At 42.8% G+C, this 19,878-nt stretch carries 16 protein-coding genes; 9 read left to right on the top strand and 7 right to left on the bottom strand.

The window, feature by feature from the left end; genetic code table 11:
• Positions 1-53: 53 nt before the first annotated feature.
• From P1X15_RS19685 to P1X15_RS19670, 4 genes are all read right to left on the bottom strand, one after another.
• Positions 54-1,442: a metallophosphoesterase family protein gene (locus tag P1X15_RS19685; RefSeq protein WP_277339848.1), complete on the bottom strand. Its 1,389-nt coding sequence runs from the start codon at positions 1,440-1,442 to the stop codon at positions 54-56.
• 100 nt (positions 1,443-1,542) lie between these two features.
• Positions 1,543-2,526, bottom strand: coding sequence for a Gfo/Idh/MocA family protein (locus tag P1X15_RS19680; RefSeq protein WP_277339847.1), 984 nt, complete (start codon positions 2,524-2,526; stop codon positions 1,543-1,545).
• A 21-nt stretch (positions 2,527-2,547) separates the two neighbouring features.
• Positions 2,548-4,635 (bottom strand): hypothetical protein, encoded by a 2,088-nt coding sequence (locus tag P1X15_RS19675; protein ID WP_277339846.1) that lies wholly within the window; start codon positions 4,633-4,635, stop codon positions 2,548-2,550.
• A 79-nt stretch (positions 4,636-4,714) separates the two neighbouring features.
• Complete coding sequence (locus tag P1X15_RS19670) at positions 4,715-5,518, bottom strand: HpcH/HpaI aldolase/citrate lyase family protein (protein ID WP_277339845.1); 804 nt, start codon at positions 5,516-5,518, stop codon at positions 4,715-4,717.
• A 343-nt stretch (positions 5,519-5,861) separates the two neighbouring features.
• Here P1X15_RS19670 and P1X15_RS19665 point away from each other — a divergent pair, with 343 nt between their 5' ends.
• The 3 genes from P1X15_RS19665 to P1X15_RS19655 all read left to right on the top strand — a co-directional run bounded on the left by P1X15_RS19665 (position 5,862) and on the right by P1X15_RS19655 (position 10,384).
• A complete protein-coding gene (locus P1X15_RS19665) occupies positions 5,862-6,833 on the top strand; it encodes a glycosyltransferase family 2 protein (RefSeq protein ID WP_277339853.1) in 972 nt (323 codons plus the stop codon).
• A gap of 149 nt (positions 6,834-6,982) precedes the next feature.
• On the top strand, positions 6,983-7,801 hold the full coding sequence (locus P1X15_RS19660) for an AraC family transcriptional regulator (protein WP_277339844.1): 819 nt from the start codon (positions 6,983-6,985) through the stop codon (positions 7,799-7,801).
• A gap of 120 nt (positions 7,802-7,921) precedes the next feature.
• The gene (locus tag P1X15_RS19655; protein WP_277339843.1) at positions 7,922-10,384 is read left to right on the top strand and encodes a TonB-dependent receptor domain-containing protein; all 2,463 of its coding nucleotides are present in this window, start codon (positions 7,922-7,924) and stop codon (positions 10,382-10,384) included.
• Between the two features lie 36 nt (positions 10,385-10,420).
• Here P1X15_RS19655 and P1X15_RS19650 read toward each other — a convergent pair whose 3' ends face one another.
• The 3 genes from P1X15_RS19650 to P1X15_RS19640 all read right to left on the bottom strand — a co-directional run bounded on the left by P1X15_RS19650 (position 10,421) and on the right by P1X15_RS19640 (position 13,076).
• A complete protein-coding gene (locus P1X15_RS19650) occupies positions 10,421-10,846 on the bottom strand; it encodes a hypothetical protein (RefSeq protein ID WP_277339842.1) in 426 nt (141 codons plus the stop codon).
• A gap of 102 nt (positions 10,847-10,948) precedes the next feature.
• Positions 10,949-11,335, bottom strand: a complete 387-nt coding sequence (locus P1X15_RS19645) for a hypothetical protein (RefSeq protein ID WP_277339841.1) — start codon at positions 11,333-11,335, stop codon at positions 10,949-10,951.
• Positions 11,336-11,408: 73 nt separating this feature from the next.
• Positions 11,409-13,076, bottom strand: coding sequence for a 7TM diverse intracellular signaling domain-containing protein (locus tag P1X15_RS19640; protein ID WP_277339840.1), 1,668 nt, complete (start codon positions 13,074-13,076; stop codon positions 11,409-11,411).
• A 114-nt stretch (positions 13,077-13,190) separates the two neighbouring features.
• Here P1X15_RS19640 and P1X15_RS19635 point away from each other — a divergent pair, with 114 nt between their 5' ends.
• From P1X15_RS19635 to P1X15_RS19610, 6 genes are all read left to right on the top strand, one after another.
• Positions 13,191-13,565, top strand: a complete 375-nt coding sequence (locus tag P1X15_RS19635) for a hypothetical protein (RefSeq protein ID WP_277339839.1) — start codon at positions 13,191-13,193, stop codon at positions 13,563-13,565.
• 50 nt (positions 13,566-13,615) lie between these two features.
• Positions 13,616-14,233: a DUF1080 domain-containing protein gene (locus P1X15_RS19630; RefSeq protein ID WP_277339838.1), complete on the top strand. Its 618-nt coding sequence runs from the start codon at positions 13,616-13,618 to the stop codon at positions 14,231-14,233.
• A 31-nt stretch (positions 14,234-14,264) separates the two neighbouring features.
• On the top strand, positions 14,265-15,374 hold the full coding sequence (locus P1X15_RS19625) for an acyltransferase family protein (protein WP_277339837.1): 1,110 nt from the start codon (positions 14,265-14,267) through the stop codon (positions 15,372-15,374).
• Between the two features lie 66 nt (positions 15,375-15,440).
• The gene (locus tag P1X15_RS19620) at positions 15,441-17,321 is read left to right on the top strand and encodes a hypothetical protein (RefSeq protein ID WP_277339836.1); all 1,881 of its coding nucleotides are present in this window, start codon (positions 15,441-15,443) and stop codon (positions 17,319-17,321) included.
• A 170-nt stretch (positions 17,322-17,491) separates the two neighbouring features.
• On the top strand, positions 17,492-18,940 hold the full coding sequence (locus P1X15_RS19615) for a Gfo/Idh/MocA family protein (protein ID WP_277339835.1): 1,449 nt from the start codon (positions 17,492-17,494) through the stop codon (positions 18,938-18,940).
• A gap of 186 nt (positions 18,941-19,126) precedes the next feature.
• Positions 19,127-19,858 carry a hypothetical protein gene (locus P1X15_RS19610; protein ID WP_277339834.1) on the top strand — a complete coding sequence of 244 codons (732 nt, stop codon included), beginning with the start codon at positions 19,127-19,129 and terminating at the stop codon, positions 19,856-19,858.
• Positions 19,859-19,878 lie beyond the last annotated feature (20 nt).

The following is a 19,878-nucleotide window of genomic DNA, read 5'->3' as shown; positions in this document are numbered from 1 at the left end:
CAGGCCTTGCGTCTGCCTCTTTGGGGGCAGACGCAAGGCCTGCCCCTACGACCTTATTTTTTTAACTGCTTTTTCTTTTTGTACTCTTGAAAACGGTTTTCGTATTCTTCCTTTTCCTTAGGTGTGAATCGCGTACGATACTGTGCTGGCAATTCTAACAGCTCTGGCTTTAATGAAGGAGATTGATCTACCAACGTATTTTTGCCCTTGGGATTTTTCACTAATTGAAAAGCATCGTACAATTCACCTGTGACAGTATAAGATTGGTAAGAAAGTTTCGCACCATCTACCGAAACGATTTGGTACAATTGCGTATTGGAAGCAGCCCTGTCCATCCAATCTTGCAAGCCGATATCGTACATTTTGGGACCACTCACCGATACCACATAAATTGGTCCCTCGGGATATTTGCGGCTTTTGCCAAGGGGCATATTAAGCCCGCGACCATAGGTATGGTCATGCCCTTGAAGTACCAAATCCACTTGATATTGTTTGTAAATAGGCTCCATCTTCAGGCGCCATTCATCATTGTCGCGGCCATTTTTGGTAGAATAAATAGGATGGTGATGCGTCACCACTGTCCAACGATTTGGATTGTTTTTCAGGACGTTGACCACCCACTCTGCTTGCGAATCTAGCACAGTAGAATCTAGCAAGGCTCCTTGTGAATCCAACGAAATAAATCTTACACCCTGATAATCAAAATAATAAGCAGTTTCTTTGAGTTTTTCTGGACCATTCTCAGGTAATACAAACGAGGGTCGCCAATGTTTCGAAACACGCCGTTCGCCATTTTCTTCTCGGTAGTATTCATGATTTCCTGGAGTTGCCAAAGTGGGCACCATACCATTAATCCAACCTCCTGCTTCAAACCACTCACCCCATTGCCAATCGGCATTGGAGGTCGTAATCAAATCTCCTGCATGAATCATAAAATTGACAGAAGGCATCGTAGCATAAGCCCCTCTGATAGCCCGCGACCACAACGAACGAATGTCGTTTTGGGCATCGCCAAAGTACAAAAATGAAAAAGGCGCGGCTTTGTCTTCCGCCGTTTTGAAATGAAACCATTCGCTCCAATGCTCTCCAGCTCCTACCCGGTAACTATATTTGGTAGCGGGCTTCAAATCCGTAAAATGCACTGAGTGGTACAATACCGTCTTGCCTTCTATGTTGATTTTTTGGGTGGTGGCTGTTACAATCTTCGCATTTTTCACAAAATCAGGCGAAGGATCCACTTCGTGAATCGCACCTACAGCTCCTGTGACAGTCGTATCAGTACGCCAATTGACCGACTGAGAAGTGGCGGGATTGCCCTGCCAACCCAAAATCAGGCGGTCGGGGAAAGGAGTAGGTTCATAAGGCTTATGAGCTTGACCGTTTGATGCAAACGCCCATAATATTCCACATAAACAAAGAATCGAATTTTTGAAATAAGTCATAGTAACTCTATGTGTTGATTTTAATGCTAAGAAATACCCAAAAAAGGATGTGGAAAGCCCCAAAGGCTTTTTTTCATAAAAACATAACGTAGTGAGCGCTTTATGGCTTCGTAATCTGGTCCATGATAGCATTGGCACGAGCGCCCGTTTCTCCCGTGCTAGGGCAAGTTCCTTCCCCTCGCAATTCCTGCACAATCGACTCAATGAGCGGCTGCTGTACATGTTCGGGATAAGGCAGATAATATTCTTCCTCACCTTCAGCTGTAAGGACTTTGATGTGAAATTTTTCAAAAAAAGAAAAAATGATTTTACCCTTAGACCCAATGATTTGGCCTTCATCGAGGCGCTGCTCGCGATTGAGCGTATAGCACCAGCTTCCGGTGCCTAGTATTCCTGATTCAAACTCGAAGTTGGCCACCACAATATCATCAGCTTCATACAGACCAGCTTGATTGCGTGAGATACCTTGAGCCGATTTGATAGGCCCTAATAGATACTCCAAAAAGTCAAATTGGTGAGAAGCCAAATCATGAAAATGCCCTCCTCCCGAAATTTGGGGATTGACACGCCAACGCGGTTGCGCATTTTCCCCCACTTCTTCGGCATAAGCTTGGTAATGAATTTGTACCGTTACCAAACGAATATCTCCGACTACCTTCTGCTCCACCAATTCTTTGAGCTTCAAAAAATAAGGCAAAGCTCGACGATAGTAGGCCACAAAAAGTGGAACGCCCGTCTCGCGACTTATTTGGTTCATGGCCTCACATTCGGCGGCATTGCGCGCCATTGGCTTTTCGACATACACTGCTTTTCCAGCTTTCATGGCCCGAGTCGCATAGTCGAGATGCACATCTGGCGGCGTAGCGATATAGATAGCATCCACTTCGGGATCATTGATAAGGGCATCCACATCACTATACCATTTGGGTACGCCGTGCCGTTGGGCATAGTCTGCTGCTTTTTCGGGATTACGGCCCATTACCGCCACCAACTCCGAATGTGGCACTTTGCTAAAAGCAGGGCCACTTTTCTTTTCGGTGACATTGCCACATCCTATCATTCCCCATTTTATTTCTTTTGACATTCGATTTTGACTTTTAATGTTTTATTTATGTTGGGCATTTTTGAGATTAGGCTTCGAACGCCACGCCGCCTCAGGGCCAAAGCGCGTAAAATATCTTTTGGTATCTAGCTTCTCATAAGTAGGATATTGATAAATAGCGCGATTGGTCAACAAGAAAAAACCACTCGCCGCTATAACCGTAGCCAACGTAGTGAACCACGTCTTTTTGTATAAAGCCCGAAAAGGGATGGTATTACCAATCTTGATGGTTTCTTTTTCATGAGGTAAAATTAAAACTAAAAGGGTCGCCACGATGGCATTGAAAGTAATGACCCATTCGGTCAATAAACGTTCTGGACTCCAGCCTACCAAAGCGCGTTCAAAATTCCCGATGATCATCACCCACAACAAGACCAAAAACACAAGCTGCCCTTTGCCCAGCCACGTAGAAGGAATCAGCGCTAAGGGCTCCTTAAAATGCCGTCGTATGATTAGAAGGGCCATTGCCAACAATAAAATCCAAGTTAGATTAAACCATCCTTCGGGGGTCAAGTGTAAGAAATCGATTTGAGGCAACCTTCCCAAATACGGCACATCCCAGCGGGCAGACTCAACTATTTTTTCGCCATTTTCGCCAAAAGTAGTTTGCGTCCATACATCCGGATTGAGCCTTTCGCCCCATTCTTTGACATTCTTAAAAAGGTTGATATAAGGAATTCCCAACAATACAAAAACAGACATTATTCCCAAAGCCCAGCGGTCGGTAGAAGTCTTGGGCGAAGGGGGAGTATTATCCAACGGCACCCGCCGACTCAATACCGCCAACGCCACCGCAATCGCTATTCCATTGACAAACCCATAACTTTGTTCGAGAAAACTATGCCAATTTTGTTGCTGCCAATGACTCCAAAAAGTTACGCTACTTTCATAAGCTTCGGAGCCTGGCTGTAGGCCTTTTGAAATAAGAATCCGAGGATTGCCCGGCATCATCAAGAGTTGTTTAATCCACTGAATCCCCGAAAACCCTAATCCCCCTATCAACCCGCTAAGCAGAGATGCATAGGCCACCGCCCAATAGCCTTTGTGTCGCATCCAAAGACTCATCCCCACAAAAGCCCCCGTGATACCTGCCCAATCGTCAGACCTCGGGGGAGTCATACGAAGACCTCCAAATTTTGTAAAAAACAAACTTCCCAATACTGGAAATAACAAAAAAACGATGAGCCATCCCGCCGCCATGTACACAATCAAAGAAGCACCATCACGAAATTTCCCAAAACGAACAAAGTAAGCCGTGGTGCCCAACACAGCTCCCACTACCCAGCCTACATGCTGAGGGTAATCACCAAACCACTGCGGCCAATTGTTGAGGAAGTTGTGGGCGTCAAAAGCCGCTTTACCCGTAGCAGGGTCAATATAAGTGGCATCGCCCAAAGAATAGGTGAGTAAAGAAGCCAAGGGGGTTTCTAAACCTGTGAAACGAAGCACACTTTGTACCCCCCAACCCAAACTTGCGCCTATTGCCAAATAAACCAATAGCCAAACCGCATTTTTTTCTTTTCTCTCCCAAAGATCATACAGACCTGCGGCGAGTAAAGCAAAAAAGGCCGGAAGATAGTCTGCATCAAACCAATACAAAGGACTTTTGTGTCTAGACCATGTATGGTCAAAACCAACGCCCGATTGAAGCCAATTGGCTACGGGGTCTTCGATTAAATCCAACACAAACCACACCCCAAAAAGCCAAGTAATAGGTTTAGTGATACGATTAAGGAGTTTTATATCTCCTACCGCCGCCAAAGCCGTGCCCGCTCCCCCAAGACCTGCCCACAAAAAACCAATGTAAAAAAGAGCGATATATCCATACCACTGTGAAGCCAAATGCCCGCTTTCGGTAGCTGAGATGACTTGCATGTAAGAAATAGAACCTCCAAATCCCCAACCTATAGCTCCCAAAAAACCAAAGTGAAGCACCCGACTACGCCAATCTGCCCTGCCAGATAGCAAGCAAGCCGTAAGCGCAGCCAAACATCCCGCAAAAGCAGCCCCGTATTCATGCCCAAAATTTCCTCTGATACCCCACCCAATCGATAATGAAATCCCCACCAAAAAGTAAGTGCTTAAACGCATACTAGGTGATTTTGGAAGAATCACTATTGAAGAATTATCGGCGGTCATAAAAGAGGAAAGATTTTGGATAGAATGATGTTTAGACAATCAAATTTTCGACGGTGGTAGAAGAGACCACCTCCCCCGCCGCTTGTTTGATAATAGAAAGGTCATGTTTTAAACGTTGAGTAAAGAGTGCTATATCAAAACTGTGAACAACTATGTTAGCTCCTTCTTTCATCCATTGAATTTGGCGCTCAGGTTCGAGCGAAAAATGAATTCCAATCGACAAACCATGCCGGCGTGTTTTGTGAATAATCTCACGCACTACTTTCTCAAATTCGGGATGGTCGTATTGCTCTGGCAAACCTAAACTGACAGACAAATCATGCGGTCCAATAAAAACCGCATCCAGTCCCGGCACCAACAACAAATCATCTAAACGCTCTACGGCGGGCACACTTTCGATGTTGGCAATACAGATATTTTGAGCGTTGAAATTCGTAATATACTGCGCCAATTCAGCAGGCATTTCTTCGTGGCCGTATAGATACTGATGCAGTTTTTCACCTTTGAGTGGGCGAAACTTGGTACTACCCACTAGCTCCCGTATTTGCTCTACTGACTCCAAATAAGGAGCCACTACTCCTAGCGCTCCTCCGTCTATCACTTGGCAAGCTAGAAAAGGGTCAGGGCTCGGAATACGTACGATAGGCGTAATCTCTAAAGCTCGAAAAATCTGACAAAGCTTGGCCAAGTCCGCCCTGTCTAACGGAATATGCTCAGTATCAATAAATACAAAATCTACTCCCGTTCGCTTTATGGCTGCGGGCCACATAGGAGAAATAGAGGTGATACATGTACCATACACATTCTGTCCGTTTTTTAATTTTTGGAGGAGCATTGAGATATTCTTTTTCGAATTAATTGTATTTTCTTTTGGGTATAAAATATTACTCTTTTAAGCTCAAATAGGGCTATTTCTTACTTCATATTTTATGAACAACACAAAAAAATTAAGCTATCGGTATAGCATACAGGTTTTTATTCCTTTCTAAACTCTTCTAAGATGCAGAGAGGACATTTCTCAGCTAGCTAAGAAACAGAAGGTTTCTTGAAATTTATTGGACCTTTGGCACGTTTGTTGAGCATGGGTCTTTACATCGTACCCTAATCCGCAAAATACCATGGAAGCACCAAAAGAATTTGTAGCTTTGCTGCGCGATACGCAATTGATTTTGGATACTATGCCCGGCGAAGCTCTCGATATATCAGTCGTTATACCGCTCTTCAATGAAGAAGAGTCATTGCCCGAACTAACCGCTTGGATAAAGCGTGTTATGGATGAGCATCAGTTTAGTTATGAAGTACTTCTTATTGATGACGGCAGCAACGACGACTCTTGGAAAGTCATTCAAAAACTTGCCGTAAGCGACCCTCACATCAAAGGCATTCGATTTAATCGTAACTATGGTAAAACCCCTGCCTTACAGACGGGTTTTCAGGCAGTAAAAGGAAGTGTGGTGATTACGATGGATGCCGACTTACAAGACAGTCCCGACGAAATCCCCGAACTCTACCGCATGATAATGGAAGACGGCTATGATTTGGTGTCGGGCTGGAAACAAAAACGCTACGACCCTCTCAGCAAAACCTTACCCACGAAACTTTTCAACGCCGTTACCCGCAGTATTTCGGGGGTGCATCTGCATGATTTCAACTGTGGTCTCAAAGCTTATAAGCAGCGTGTGGTCAAAAATATCACTCTTTACGGCGAAATGCACCGCTACATACCCGTCGTAGCCAAATGGAATGGTTTTCAAAAAATCGGTGAAAAGATAGTCCAACATCAAGCTCGTAAATATGGAAGTTCCAAGTTTGGACTCGAACGCTTCGTAAACGGTTTTCTTGACCTGCTTTCGATTACGTTTGTACATCGTTTTAGTAAAGCCCCCATGCACTTTTTTGGACTTTGGGGCACGCTCTCTTTCTTGGTGGGGTTTGCGATTACTTTCTCATTGATTATCAAGAAAGTCTATCTCATCTACGTCAACGAGCCTTACCGAAATGTCACCGAAAATCCTCTTTTCTACATGGCATTGGTGGCAATTATTCTTGGTGTGCAACTGTTTTTAGCGGGATTTTTGGGTGAAATGATGGTCAAACAGCACACAGTCAAACAAGCCGATTATTTGGTCACGGAAAAAATAGGGGTTTAATTCACAAAACCATATACAAAAAGACGCTCCTTGAGTCCCTGACTTGAGGAGCGTCTTTTTTATGAGACAAGCAAAATAGGTAAAATTGAAGAAGCAACCACTTTGGATAGTGTTTTAAAATAAAATCGAAAGCGAGAATAGTTGTACCAATGAACACTTCTATCCAAACAAAAAACAAACTCGAACCTCACCTTTTATTCAAGATAGCTCGTTTTCGCAAAGAAATTAGAAAAACCAACCCTCATAAGCATAACAGTTATTTTGAGATCATCTATCTTTCTAAAGGAAGTGGCATGCACGCGATTGACCATCAATCTTATCCAATCAAGCCTTTTACGCTATTTACAGTAAGAAAAGAGCAAGTTCATCACTGGGAACTCAACGAAGAGCCTAATGGGTTTGTATTGATTCTCAAAAAAGGATTTGTAGATAATAGTTTGGATAAAGACCTCAAAAAACTACTAGGTCAAGTCAGTGCTTATCCTTGTATTTATCTCGAAAGCGACGAAGCCGTCGAGCCACTCTTTGAATTATTGCTTCGTGAATACCAACCCGAGACTACGCCTAATCTTTTGGTAGTTGAAGGACTCCTAAAGGCATTATTGGCTAAAATTCAAGAAAATGCCCACTCCATTACACATTCACATAAAAATAAATCAGACTTATACGAATCGTTTTGCGAATTGCTGAGTACTTCACTCAAAAACAATGTTGCTCATTATGCCGCTTTACTTCATACTTCTCCCCAAAACTTAAATGCCGCTTGTCGCAAAGCCAACAACCAATCTGCTGCCAAAATCCTCGCTGAATTTATTATCAGCGAAGCCAAGCGCCTGCTGATTTATACTGATATGACCATTTCTGAAATCGCCATTACGCTTGATTTTAAAGATAATTCTCATTTTGTGAAATACTTCAAACGCCACACTGCCTCCACTCCTTCCGTCTTTCGGGCGTTACATCATTAATACCATACTATTTTCAAATAGACCATAAATTATCAAGGGGCTTGCAGCAATTTTGCAAAAATTATCAACCATTCTTTCAAGGGTTGGTTGGTGCATTATCGTGCTTGTTACCCCATTCTCATGAAAAAGTTACTTTTTACCTTATTTGCTTTATTTCTTACACTTCTCGGCTATGCCCAATCGGGAAGTTTTATCAAAGGCCAATTGGTAGATTCGCTCACCACCGAGCCGCTCGCTTTTGCCACTATCCGCTTAGAATCAAAAAGTCAAGGTAGTCTGATAAAAGGCGAAATCGCCGATGATAAAGGCTCTTTTCAATTTATAGGTCTGAAGGATGACAAATACGTCATCAAGGTGGAGTACGTAGGCTATAAAACAAAATACATCGAAGTAAGCTACGACAAAGCCAGCCAAAGACTTGATCTAGGCTCGATTGTACTTACCCCTTCTAGCCAGCAACTTGAGGTAGTGACCGTGACAGGCATCAAACCCAACATGGTAGCAACGCTCGAAAAGCAAGTATTTAAATCCGAAGAGTTTGAAGTAGCCAAAGGAGGAACTGCCACGGATGTGTTGCGAAATATTCCTTCGGTCATGGTTAATGCCGAAGGCGAGATTACGATAAGAGGCTCTAAAGGTTTTTTGATTTTGGTAAATGGTAAACCTACCCAAATTGATGCCTCCACGATTTTATCCCAAATTCCGGCCAATACCATCGAAAAAATCGAAATGATAACCGCTCCTTCCGCCAAATACGATGCCGACGGGAAAGCGGGTATCATCAATATTGTGACCAAAACAGGAACCAACGATGGATTGTCGCTTACCACCAATCTTCAATATGGCCTTCCACGGCTCCGAGCCTACGAAAATGCCACTGAGCCTCTCCGCTACGGACTCGATGCCACGCTCAACTATCGCAAAGGCAAATGGGATGTAAGTGTTTCGGGAAATTACCTCAAAAACGATATTTCGGGAAGAAGAGAAGGAGACGTCAACACCACTATCAACAATATCTTTACGAGCTTCCCGAGCGACGGCGAGCGGAGTATGAAACGCGAAAATTATGGTTTTCGGGCGTCGGCAATATATGCCCTTTCCAAAGCCGATGAACTTTCGGCGGGGGTATATTTGGGAGGTAGAGACCAGTATCGCACTGCCAATATTTATTATCGAAACAATACCAAAACCAACCTACTGACCAATCAAACAGTGGGACGTGCCCAATATTACAACCCCAACTTGGTACTTAAATCAGGCGAATTTAAGGTGTTTAATCTCGATTATAGCCACAAATTTAAAAATGCTTCTACCCTAAGCTTTTCGGGATTGTACGAAAATGCCGTCATAGATGGTTTTACCAAAAACAGTAACATTCATATCAATAATACAAGAGACACGCTCCAATATACGCTCAATACAGGCTCTAATCCATTGAACGCCCTTCGTCTCAAAGCCGACTACGAACAGCAAATCGGGGTCGGAAAACTATCTATGGGGTATCAATTTCGTCAACAAAACCAAGACGGAATATTTGTCTATTCTGAAAAAAATGGAAATAATCAACCCCTTATTCTCAATCCTGCTTTTACGGCCAACGTCACCGTCTACAATCGCATTCATGGCCTTTACACGCAATACTCAGGTAAATTCAAAAAACTAGAGTTTTCGTCGGGTCTACGATACGAAAACGCCCTCAGAATATTTAGTGACAATCGTACCAATCGCCCCAACGAACTAAAATTATCCAATCTTTTTCCGTCTGTCAATCTGCTGTATGACATGGGCAAAGACTTACGCTTGAAAGTAGCCTACAGTCGCCGCGTGCAACGCTCCACCAACAATGAACTAAATCCCTACCCCGAACGCGAACACAGCGAAACCCTCGAACAAGGTGACCCCAACATCCGACCAGAGTTTGTGGGTATTTATGAAATAGGAATTACCAAAGATTTAAAAAAGGCATCGTTTTACTGGAATGTATATCGCCAACAAATCACGGATATTGTCAATCGCGTCAATAGCGTCTATAACGATACCATTTTGAATCGGATTTATACCAATGCTGGCAATGCTCGTTTGATAGGTTCAGAAATTGGGCTAACAATCGCCCCCATCAAAAAACTTAAGCTTTTCGTCGGTGGCAATGTCTATAATCTAAAAATCAACGGAAGTTTGTTTGATAAATCGGTGATTGTTAGCAGCCAAGGGTGGGTATATTCGCTCAACTCAAACCTCAATTTTCAAATCACTCCTACTTTGAGTACCCAATTGAACCTTTCGTACCTATCAGCTCGCAATACCGCCCAAGGGATAGATTCGAGATTTTATCAACCCAATTTATCAATAAAGAAATCCTTGTTGCAAAATAAAATGAGCGTTTCATTGCTTTGGCAAAACACTTCTTTTGGGGGCATGAAAGTAAACGAGCAACGCATAACCACCTATGGTTCAAACTTCTACACCACCACCAATTACATCCAAGAAACCAACATTTTCTTACTGAACCTTTCCTATAGTTTCAACAAAACTGACCGCAAAACGAAGCTACCCTCAAGTGAGTTTGGCGAAAGAGAATTTTAATGGGCAATTGAAACTGTAATACCCAAACCAATCTACCTATTTCGACGCAGGCACCGTATGTTGGCCGCTTACGTAAATCAGTTTGTCGTCTTTGATTTCGTAAACGTAGGTGACTAAATAATCCGTGGTATAGTCAGGTTTGCCGTCAGCATAATGCCTTACTGAAAACTCACGACCAGTTACTATGAGTATGCTGCCAAATTGACGAAATTTGAGGTCTTGAAAACGAGCATCTACTTTACTGACGTTTTTAAACAAATTGATAATCTGTTGTTTGTTAGCTATATATCCCGTACCCGAAATCAGCACATAATCCTCCACGGCTCGTTCTTGAATGGCTTTAGAAGGATTGGCTTCAAACTCCTTTTTCATATTTTCAAACAAGGTTTCGAGCGGAGTTTGGGCCGAAACGGAAGCCGTCAACACAGCGGCAAAAAATAAAAAACAAAAAAGCTTTTTCATGGAAATAAGTGCTTATGGACAGTAAGTTAATGGTTATTTGTATTGACAATCAGTTAAACAAGACTAAAAACTGTAAAACAAACTCTACTAAAGTAGAAGTAATTACACCTTTCCTTCGCTTTTCAGCGTTTGCCACGTCCAAAGAGCACCTAGCAAATCCACGACGCCAAAGGCTACAAAAACAGGTGGAGCTATTTGAGAAACGACCAATCCAACGGCTCCTAAAAAGTAAATTAGCCGACCAGCAATAGTCGTTTTGAGAAAGGGGGTAAGTTCGTTTTTCGCTGATTGATAATAATAGACTCCAAGAATAATAGCTAAAACCCCCACCACCCGAATGTAAGGTTCGTGGGCTTCGGGGAGTTGTGCCGTTTTGGTAAAAAAGTTGGGAATAAACGTGAGTTCAAGCCCCACCAGAAAGAGATAAAAACTAAAAAAATAAACTGTTTTAGCCGATTTTGACATGGTTTCGAGGTTTAACGTTGGCATTTGTTTCGATGCCAAAGTACTTGTCTTTCAATCCTCAAAACAATTCTACTTTCTGAACGACGACATCTACTTTCTAAACGGCGGGCGAGTCGATGGCCAATCGTTGTAAAAGCTCATTTTTCATTCGTCGCGACACTGGTACCACCGACTTATCTTTCATTTCTACCGAACCACCTTCACCTCTGATGTAGCGCGTCACGTTGTTGAGATTTATGATATGCGACTTATGAATACGCATAAATTGCCGCTCGTCAATCATCTGTTCAAAATGCGCCATAGGTTTGGAAGTGGTAATTTTTTTGTGGTCGGTCAAATAAATCGTGCAGTAACTTCCCATGGCTTCGAGGCGATTGATGTCTTGTTCGGGAAACAAAATCACTCCCTCCACCGTCGGAATCGAAATTTTCTTGATAGGCTGACTATCCGATTTGATTTGTTGAAGAAGCTGGTTAAAGTCTTTGTTGGCTGCCCCCGTTTGAAGACTTTGTTCCATTTGTAGTTTTTCGGCTAATAACTGGTTATTTTTTTGTAAAAGAGCCTCGTGTTCCTGCGACCGTTTCAACGCTATTTCTTGTGCATCCTTGGCTTCTTTTCGGTAGGTATTGAAACGATAGGCGACGGCAAAAGCAAAAAATATGGCTTCCAAGACGGAGCATATTTGGTAAATATAAGCGGCCCGTAAATTGTTCATCGAAACAATCCCCATGAATCCCAAAAGCACATTCACCACTCCATAAATGTAAAAACCAAAAGCAAGCACAAAGTAACGCGCATGTTTGAACCCCAAAAAATGAATGTAGACACTAGCGCCCAAAAGTACCAACATAATAGAAATCACTAGCAATTGAAACAGGTCATTGACCCAACCACGATAAGGCAACCATTCAAAAGGCATCAAGCCAAGACAGATACACCACAACACCACCAACGCCCAAAAGAATTTGGGGGTCAGTTCCTTCATCCGTAAGTACGCATTGGCAAACAGTATGATAAAAAACAAGGTGATGATGGAAGAGGAATTGATATCAGAACTAAAATTGGGTATCTGCTTGAAAATGAATTCATGATGATGGTTATCCGCTTTAAAAATGATGTAACCAGAGGTGAGAATATAGAAGAAATAGTATAAAAATACACGGTCGCGAACGACCAAAAACACAAACAAATTGTAAAACATCAAGGCCAACAAAACACCATAAATACCCCCGTAGAGTAAATCGTATTTGTGTAAATAATTGGAGATAGCCTGAATGGTTCCTATTTTCAGAGGAACATACACACTCGTGTTTTGAATCCGTAGGTAAACTCTTTTGGGCGATTTTCCCAAATCAAAAACAGTATTGCTACGTTTGAGAAAATGCGTCCCAAAAGGCCGCATCGCTCCCGTCTCCCAAGTTCTTAATGAATCATTTTTATGAAACAAATATACATCCAACAACCGTACATCATGTAGCTCTTGAATCAAAAATAAGGCTTCATTGGATTGATTTTCTACGTCTATTCGCAGCCAGACGGGGTACTGAGTATTACCAAAATTGAGAAAGTTTTTGGTGTTGAGGGTAAATGCGTTTTCGGGCAGTTGCCGCAGCTGTGTAAACGTCAGTGTTTTGGACGAATCCACTAAAAAGTAGGTAAACGATTCTACAGATTGTAGTTCCTCGGAGAAACGATACGTAAAACGTTTTTGGGCAAATAGCGAAAACGAAACACATAAACCCAACCAAACAAGGAAGAATCGCATAGCGAAAAAGTTAAGGAGCGTTACAGCAAGATATATATAAATCCGCAGATTGTTTATTTTCCCCAATAAATGCTATTTTCCACCCTTCAAATAACCAATCAAAATTCTTACAAGATGAATCGTTTTTTACCTTTTAGCATGATGATGATAATGCTCCTAGCAAGCTGCGGCGATGCTGCCGAATTGGAGCGTTTACAAAAAGAAAATGCCGACTTGAAAGCCCAATTACAAGCCTTGACTGCCAATGCCAAGCCTAAGTACATTTTAAAAATACGCCTAAAGCAGTCTAATTTTTCGCTTAGTATCAAAAAACACATCAAAAACGCCATCAACGCCGTCGATTTTGAACTGCCTGTTGATAAAGACTTTTACGACAGTGTATCGGAAGGAACCGAGATTGTTGACAAATTTCGTTTTGGCTCATTTGTATTGTACGGAAGTTTTGGGGATTGGGAAATGACCGTCCGTGGCAAAGAAATTAGACAATAACTCGTAGGTAGAGAGTAGGTTGTCGGTGCCTTTTAGGATCAAAAAAGGCTATGTTTTACGCTACTCTCTCCCTCTTCTTACATTTGTTATTGCCTCCTACTCAAGCGCCGATTTCTCTTTTCGACGGACGTACTTTCAACGGGTGGGAAGGCGATACGCTCCATACTTGGCAAATCAAAGACGGCGCCCTCACGGGTGGTTCGCTGACCAAGACCGTTCCGCACAACGAATTTTTACGAACGCGCCGTAGCTATTCTGATTTTGTATTGGAATTAGACTTCAAACTTACGGGTACCGAAGGCTTTATCAATGGTGGTGTTCAGTTTCGCAGCACACGCCATACCTCCCCCGATTATGAGATGATTGGCTATCAAGCCGATATTGGCAAGGACTATTGGGGATGCCTATACGACGAATCAAGGCGCAACAAAGTACTTGTCCAGGCTGATGCCGCTCCCCTTGCCAAAGTCCTCAAACTCAACGATTGGAATCACTATAAAATCCAGTGTAAGGATAATCACATTCAACTCTGGATCAATGATTTGAAGACTGTAGACTATACCGAACCAGATGCTTCTATCCCGAAAACTGGACTCATCGGGCTTCAAATTCATGGCGGAGGCAAAGCACTTATCCAATACAAAAACATTAAAATCACAGAGCTATAAATAGCCTGCTCTTCCTCTTCCTAAACCTACTATGAACCAACCACTTACTTCAAGCCGCTTGGCTTCTTTGGATGCGCTACGGGGCTTTGATATGCTCATGATTTCGGGCGGCGGGGCCTTTATTCACTCACTAGGCGGTAAAACCAATATATCGTTCATCGACGCTATTGCAGCACAATTCCACCATCCGGCTTGGGATGGCTTTACTTTTTATGATTTTATCTTTCCGCTGTTTTTGTTTATGGCAGGAGTTTCTTTGGCGTTTAGTCTTAAGAGTGCTTTAGAAAAAGGCGTACCTCAATCTGAGCTTCGCAAAAAACTATTCAAAAGAATGCTCATTTTGTTTTTCTTTGGCCTCCTCGACAAAAACGCCCCTCTCGACATCTTTGACCCTGCGCATATCCGTTATGGGACCGTATTGGGACGTATCGGAATCGCTACTTTTTTGGTGGCGTTGCTTTATATGAATACCAACTGGAAACAACAACTCTATACAGCGATTGGTATTTTGGTACTTTACTATGCAGGACTTATGTTGATTTCGGTGGGCAGCTACGGCGGCGGTGACCTTACTTTTGAAGGCAATTTAGCAGGCTGGGTTGACCGCACGTTTATGCCCGGACGTTTGAAACAAAAGACTTACGACGAACTTGCCCTTTCTACCCAACTACCCGCTACTTGTCTTACCATTTTTGGGTGCTTAATAGGTCAATTGTTACAAACTCCCAGTACTTCTTCTTTCAAACTTCAACGATTGATGGTATTTGGTGGCATCGGAATCGCCACGGGGCTAGTTTGGGGAGTGGTATTTCCTGTCAACAAACACCTCTGGTCTAGTTCATTTATCTTGCTTACGGGCGGTATGGCTTGCCTGATGATTGCGCTCTTCTATTGGCTGATTGACATCCGCAATTATACCCGTTGGGCTTTTTTCTTTAAGGTGATTGGGATGAACTCCTTGGTGATTTACCTAGCCTGTCGGTTTGTGAATTTTGGCGAAACATCGCGCTTGCTTTTTGCGGGTCTTTATTCACATACCACCGAAAAATGGCACGAAGTTTTCAATGCCCTTGGAGGTCTGATATTGGTCTGGCTCGTGCTGTATGTCATGTACCGTCACAAAATCTTTGTCAAAGTCTAACTTCTTTTACGATAGCCCAAATTCCCGCCGTATCAGTATTTTCTTTAATCACATCTTATTTCAAAAATGAAAAATAGAGTTTACTGGTACGGGGGAATATTGGCTCTTGCGAGTCATCTGGTCATGGCCCAAACAGGCAGTGTATATGAACCTGTACGATATGTAGGAGGCATTAGCGCCGATCCCCAAGTTCATGAAGGAAGGCTTCGCTACGCGATTGGGGTAGAAAGTCGCCAAACGGTGCGTGTCAACCGTACGCATCCTGAGATGGGAGATGGCTCAGGATGGACCTACAGTCATGCTTCTAATATTTGTTATTGGAACGATACCTTCTACCAACAATACCTCAGCAACCCCGTCGATGAACACATTGCCCCGGGCCAAACTCTCGTTTTGACCTCCAAAGACGGACGTACATGGCACAAACCTCAAGTGGTATTTCCGCCTTATGTGGCACCCAAAGGAGTCAAAGTTCCCAAAGGTTCAAAGGGATACATGATGCACCAACGCATGGGGTTTTATATCGCTCCCAACGGTCGCTTGTTAGTATTAGGATTCTATGCCCATGCCGAAGACCCTTTTAAAGAAGGTGGTATCGGGCGAGTAGTACGCGAAGCTTACAAAGACGGTACCTATGGTTCTATTTATTTCATCAGGTATAGTAGTCATAAAGCCACCAATGGCACCCAATGGACGGAGAAAAATACCGCTTTTTCTTTCTTTGAAAAATCATCTGATGCGGGTTTTGTGGAAGCGTGCCGCGCGCTTTTGAACGATAAACTCATGACTCTCCAATGGCGCGAGGAAGACAATGGCCTCGACGGATTTTATAAAAACAACCTCGACAAATCACTTGACATTCAAGCCCTTTCTTACTACCACCGCAAAGATGGTAAAGTAGTGGCTCTCTGGAAACGTTCCAAAACCGCTCTTTCGAATGATGAAGGTACTACTTTTTCAACGCCTGTTAAGGTACCCACTTTGACAATGGCAGGTGGCAAGCAATGGGGGCAACGTACCGACGACGGTCGCTACGCGATTTGCTACAATCCTATCGAAATGGATGAGCATCGTTTTCCGCTGGTTATTATCACGGGCGATGACGGGGCGATTTTCGACAATATGCTTTTGGTACAGGGCGAAGTGCCACCGCGTCGTTTTTTTGGACGCTGGAAAGACTTTGGCCCATGCTATATGCGTGGTATCGAAGAAGGCAATGGCAATCCTCCCGGCAATGACATGTGGCTTTCGTATAGCATGAACAAAGAAGACATCTGGATCAGCCGTATTCCTACTCCCGTACGTTATGAAATCAAAGGCAATGTGGAAGATAATTTTGATGCGTTAGCCCTTAACGGTTCGGTGCCAGATTGGAACATCTACGCTCCTCAATGGGCTCCTATCACGGTGATAAATACGCCTCAATCCACTGGTAAATGCCTCGAACTTTCGGACCAAGACCCTTATGATTATGCAAGAGCAATCAGGGTATTTGAAGAAGGAAATAACGTAGAATGTTCAGTGAAAATACAAGCGGCTCAAGCGCAAAATGGCACCCTCGAATTCGACCTTACCGACCGCTATGGAAACCGTCCTGTCAGGATTCGATTCGATGACAAAGGCAATATCGTAGCTTTTAATGGGGGCGTTGAAAAAATCTTGCAAACCTATCAAGCAGGGCAATGGTACGAGTTAAAATTAAAAATAGATGCCCGCCTGCAAGGAAGTTTTGATTTGAGCATCAACGGCAACAAAGTACTCGAAAAAGCAGCACTGACCGAAGCCGTAAAATCCATAGAGCGTCTTTCGCTACGTACAGGCCCCTATCGTGACTTGCCCAATCGCAAAACCCCCAATGAAGACCCACATCCACCATTGGCGGGAGCCGACGAGCCATTGACGAAGGCTATTTTTTACATAGATGATGTGAAAGTAAAAGGATATTAATTTTTTCAGTAAAGCCATAGGTACGATTGGCTTTACTGACAGTATTATACAGAGCCTTAGGCTAATTGTCATTTCCAAAAATCAATTCACAAACCTTAGGGCTTATCCTTATAAACTTACCAAGTTGTACGATTCGATTTCACTAAACTACCAACCTTTTTACTATTATCATGGAAGAAAACAAACCAGACCAACACTCCGATAGTCGTCGTCAATTCATCAAAGCCTCCTCGGTGGCAGCTACTTCTTTTTTCATTGTACCTCGCCACGTACTAGGCAAGGGCTTCGTCGCCCCTAGCGATAAGCTCAATATTGCGGGGATTGGAGTCGGTGGAAAAGGAAAAAGCGATTTGTCGTCGTTTGCGGCAAGTCCCAATGTCAATATTGTAGCTCTTTGCGACGTAGACGACCGCCAAGCCGTCGAATCTCGTAATCGTTTTCCCAAAGCCACTTACTACAAAGATTTTCGGGAAATGCTTTCCAAAGAGCGTAAAAACATTGACGCTTGCTCGATTTCGACCCCTGACAATACCCACGCCGTAGCAACGCTCGCAGCGATGCAATTGGGCAAACACGTATATACCCAAAAACCCCTCACCCACGACATCTACGAAGCGCGGATTTTGGGACAAGCCGCCAAAAAATACAAGGTAATCACCCAAATGGGCAACCAAGGTGGCTCGGGCAATGGGGTTCGCCGAATGAAAGAAATCTATGATTCGGGTATCATCGGGGATGTTCATAAAGTACTGACATGGACCAACCGCCCCGTGTGGCCACAAGCTATTCCGACCGACAAAACATATGATATTCCAAAAGAATTGGATTTTGATTTGTGGCTAGGGCCTGCCAAAAAAGTACCTTATAATGAAGCCTACTTGCCTTGGAACTGGCGCGGATGGTGGCCTTATGGTACAGGGGCACTTGGCGATATGGCTTGTCATATCATGGATCCGGTCTATCGGATTTTACCTATTGACTACCCGACTTCGGTCGAATGTAGCGTAGCTGGTACTTGGACTTTCACCCTTCGTCCCCAAGATGACAATCCTGATTGGACGCCATTTTCTACCTCTATTCACTTAGATTACCCGCGCAAAGACGGTAAAGGAAACATCAAAGTAAGCTGGTACGATGGCGGTATTTTACCTGAGCTTCCCGAGGAACTATTGCCTGGAGAAAGTTTTGGAAACTCCGACGGTGGCGTTCTGTTTATCGGAACCAAAGGAAAACTCATGGCCGATTGCTATGGTGCCAAGCCACGCTTGTTGCCTTTGAAAGCCAATGAATCTTTGAACATCCCCGAAACCATCGAGCGCGTGCCAAACGAAGACCACTACCTCCAATGGGTCAACGCATGTATCGCAGGCTACGGCAAAGGAGTTACAAGTTCGCCATTTGAATACGCTGCGCCATTTACCGAAAGTATTTTGATTGGAAACTTGGCAATTCGTAGTTGGATGCTCCGCGACAATCCTTCGGCCAAACGTACAGTCGATAAATACAATGGTCGCAAAAAGCTTTACTACGATGCGCCAAACATGAAAATCACCAATTATGACTTAGCCAATCAGTTTGTAAAACGTGATTATCGCGAAGGCTGGAGTCTGACGTTGTAGATTATAAAGATTCAACCCAATAAGCCCTTGCAAGTTTTGAAAACTTGGAAGGGCTTATTGTTTGACAAGTTTCTTATTTTTTTAGCATATATTTTTTAGTTATTACTACTTAAAATATTTATTTTTATTTACAAACCAAAAAAGCATCAAATATTTTGTATTTTGGCAATAAAAATCAAGCCAACCATGAAATTTTACAGCTTTCCAATCAAAACTATTAGTACTATTATTATCTCTATTTTTTTATTCAATTGTACAAGTTTTAAATACACAAATGGAACTTATGACAAAAGTACTTCAAAGAACATTGGGGTATTAAAACCAATCTCTATCATTGGTATTGTTGGAGAAAAAAATAAAATGAATTACGATTCGATTTTATCAATACAAATAACTAGTCAGTTACTCAACAATACCATTGAAGTTGCTGGCACTAACAAAACACCCGTACCTATTGAGGCTGACAATGATACAGAGGAAATCATATATAAAGAAGTTTTTGCATTAGGGCAAAAACTCAACTCGGCAAAAAGTAAAAAGAAAAAGCAAATAGTAGTTGACAATTATGAGATGTCAGAGGCTATTTATCAACTAATGAACGAAAAACAACTTGACCAGCTAATTATTTCTTATCACAAAGGCTTTTCACGAACAAAATCTAATTATCGCAATCAAAATTGGAAAGGATTAGGGGTAGGGCTACTTACTTTAGGAGCTTATATCCCAACTCCCATTAAGGCTAATTCTCTTATCTATACTTGGGTTTTTGATAAGAATAAAAAATCAATTGTTTTTAGCAATATGAGTATAAAAGAAATTGAGCCAACCGACACTAATGAATTTATAAAGCAAATATGTGAGTTATATCTTGGATTTTATACAGAAAAGACACCAGAAGGTCTCTGTTTTCATAGGTAGGAAGAACGATTAGTTTATTA

The sequence above is a fragment of the Runella sp. MFBS21 genome (genome assembly GCF_029433105.1).
GTDB lineage: Bacteria > Bacteroidota > Bacteroidia > Cytophagales > Spirosomataceae > Runella.
This window is presented reverse-complemented; position numbering and strand designations above follow the sequence as displayed.

What these genes read in the sequence shown, in the direction of transcription:
- P1X15_RS19685 (WP_277339848.1), bottom strand. Translation starts at nt 1,442, where the DNA reads ATGACTTATTTCAAAAATTCGATTCTTTGTTTATGTGGAATATTATGG.
- P1X15_RS19680 (WP_277339847.1), bottom strand. Translation starts at nt 2,526, where the DNA reads ATGTCAAAAGAAATAAAATGGGGAATGATAGGATGTGGCAATGTCACC.
- P1X15_RS19675 (WP_277339846.1), bottom strand. Translation starts at nt 4,635, where the DNA reads ATGCGTTTAAGCACTTACTTTTTGGTGGGGATTTCATTATCGATTGGG.
- P1X15_RS19670 (WP_277339845.1), bottom strand. Translation starts at nt 5,518, where the DNA reads ATGCTCCTCCAAAAATTAAAAAACGGACAGAATGTGTATGGTACATGT.
- P1X15_RS19665 (WP_277339853.1), top strand. Translation starts at nt 5,862, where the DNA reads ATGCCCGGCGAAGCTCTCGATATATCAGTCGTTATACCGCTCTTCAAT.
- P1X15_RS19660 (WP_277339844.1), top strand. Translation starts at nt 6,983, where the DNA reads ATGAACACTTCTATCCAAACAAAAAACAAACTCGAACCTCACCTTTTA.
- P1X15_RS19655 (WP_277339843.1), top strand. Translation starts at nt 7,922, where the DNA reads ATGAAAAAGTTACTTTTTACCTTATTTGCTTTATTTCTTACACTTCTC.
- P1X15_RS19650 (WP_277339842.1), bottom strand. Translation starts at nt 10,846, where the DNA reads ATGAAAAAGCTTTTTTGTTTTTTATTTTTTGCCGCTGTGTTGACGGCT.
- P1X15_RS19645 (WP_277339841.1), bottom strand. Translation starts at nt 11,335, where the DNA reads ATGCCAACGTTAAACCTCGAAACCATGTCAAAATCGGCTAAAACAGTT.
- P1X15_RS19640 (WP_277339840.1), bottom strand. Translation starts at nt 13,076, where the DNA reads ATGCGATTCTTCCTTGTTTGGTTGGGTTTATGTGTTTCGTTTTCGCTA.
- P1X15_RS19635 (WP_277339839.1), top strand. Translation starts at nt 13,191, where the DNA reads ATGAATCGTTTTTTACCTTTTAGCATGATGATGATAATGCTCCTAGCA.
- P1X15_RS19630 (WP_277339838.1), top strand. Translation starts at nt 13,616, where the DNA reads ATGTTTTACGCTACTCTCTCCCTCTTCTTACATTTGTTATTGCCTCCT.
- P1X15_RS19625 (WP_277339837.1), top strand. Translation starts at nt 14,265, where the DNA reads ATGAACCAACCACTTACTTCAAGCCGCTTGGCTTCTTTGGATGCGCTA.
- P1X15_RS19620 (WP_277339836.1), top strand. Translation starts at nt 15,441, where the DNA reads ATGAAAAATAGAGTTTACTGGTACGGGGGAATATTGGCTCTTGCGAGT.
- P1X15_RS19615 (WP_277339835.1), top strand. Translation starts at nt 17,492, where the DNA reads ATGGAAGAAAACAAACCAGACCAACACTCCGATAGTCGTCGTCAATTC.
- P1X15_RS19610 (WP_277339834.1), top strand. Translation starts at nt 19,127, where the DNA reads ATGAAATTTTACAGCTTTCCAATCAAAACTATTAGTACTATTATTATC.